This window comes from Gemella haemolysans, from assembly GCF_001553035.1.
GTDB lineage: Bacteria > Bacillota > Bacilli > Staphylococcales > Gemellaceae > Gemella > Gemella haemolysans_B.
This window is the reverse complement of sequence record NZ_KQ959969.1, coordinates 1-1,153: the sequence shown is the minus strand read 5'-3', so window position 1 is coordinate 1,153 and position 1,153 is coordinate 1. Positions and strand designations below refer to the sequence as shown.

Annotated in this window: 1 protein-coding gene and 1 pseudogene; one reads left to right on the top strand and one right to left on the bottom strand. The window is 34.7% G+C overall.

Annotated elements, in window-relative coordinates; all coding sequences use genetic code 11:
- Nucleotides 1-260 (top strand): annotated as a pseudogene (locus HMPREF3186_RS09180) (hypothetical protein); the annotation flags it as partial.
- A gap of 21 nt (nucleotides 261-281) precedes the next feature.
- On the opposite strand, the gene HMPREF3186_RS06130 reads toward HMPREF3186_RS09180, so the two are convergent.
- Nucleotides 282-1,153 (bottom strand): MiiA motif-containing surface protein (locus HMPREF3186_RS06130; RefSeq protein ID WP_156438977.1); only part of this gene is annotated, 872 nt, incomplete at its 5' end.

Sequence of the window (1,153 nt, the reverse complement as noted above, 5' to 3'; positions counted from 1 at the left end):
AAGATAGATACCTCGTTATTGGACGCTTACGAACAGTATTAATGTCTTTATTAATTGAGATATTTGGAAACATAAAAGGAGTACCTAAAATAACTATTACAGATAATATGAAACCAATAGTGAATAAACCAAGAACTAGATATTTCAAAGGAGAAGTTAATAGTCAATTCGAGGAATTTTCTAAAGATTTTGGATTCAAAGTAATACCTTGTAAGGCAAAAAGCCCTCGAAAAATTTCGAGGGCTTTTTACTATACTTAAAGATTTATTATAATCTTTAAATTAGTTTTTGTCGTTTTTACGACGTCTTGCTGCTGCAAGTAATCCACCTAGGATTCCTAATCCTAATCCTGCTAATCCAGTATTAGTTTCAGTTGTACCTGTGTTAGCTAAACGTTGTCCTAATTTTGCATTTGTATCTTGTGCATTAGAATTTTCATTATTAGCAGGTTTTCCTGGTAATGTTGGAACTTCTTTTTGTCTAAAGATATCTTTCGCTGCAATTGTGTAAGCTTTACCATCTTTAGTAATTACAGTTGCATTTCCTGCTTTGTCGAAGATAACTTCTACTACATCAGCATTTGCTCCTTTAATCTTAGCTTTTGCAGATTCTTTTTCTGCATCTGTTAAGTTATTGAAGTCTACTACTGTTTCTTTCTCGAAGTCAAGGTTGATATTTTCACCATTATTCTTAGCTGCAACATCTTTAGCATCTTTAACTAATTGAGCTGCTGGAATTGTTGCTGTTTTTCCTTCTGGTGTTGTTACTGTTGCGTTTCCTTTGTCGTCTACTACAACTTTAGATCCTGGATTTACAGCTTTAACTTTGTCTTCGATCGCTTTCTTCTCTTCTGGAGTTAAGTTAGCTGGATCTTTAACTACAGCTTTATCTGCTGGTGTGTTAATGTCGTTTCCTGCGTTTGATTTAGCTGCATCTTCTGGTGATTTAACTAAGTCTGTTGCTGGAATTACCGCTGTCTTACCTTCTGGTGTTGTTACTGTTGCGTTTCCTTTGTCGTCTACTACTACAGTTGATCCTGGATTTACTGCTTTAACTGATTCTTTAACTTTTTCAATTTCATCAGCTGTTAATTTAGCTTTATCTCCAACTAACACTCTAGTTGCTGGTGTGTTAATGTCGTTTCCTGCGTTTG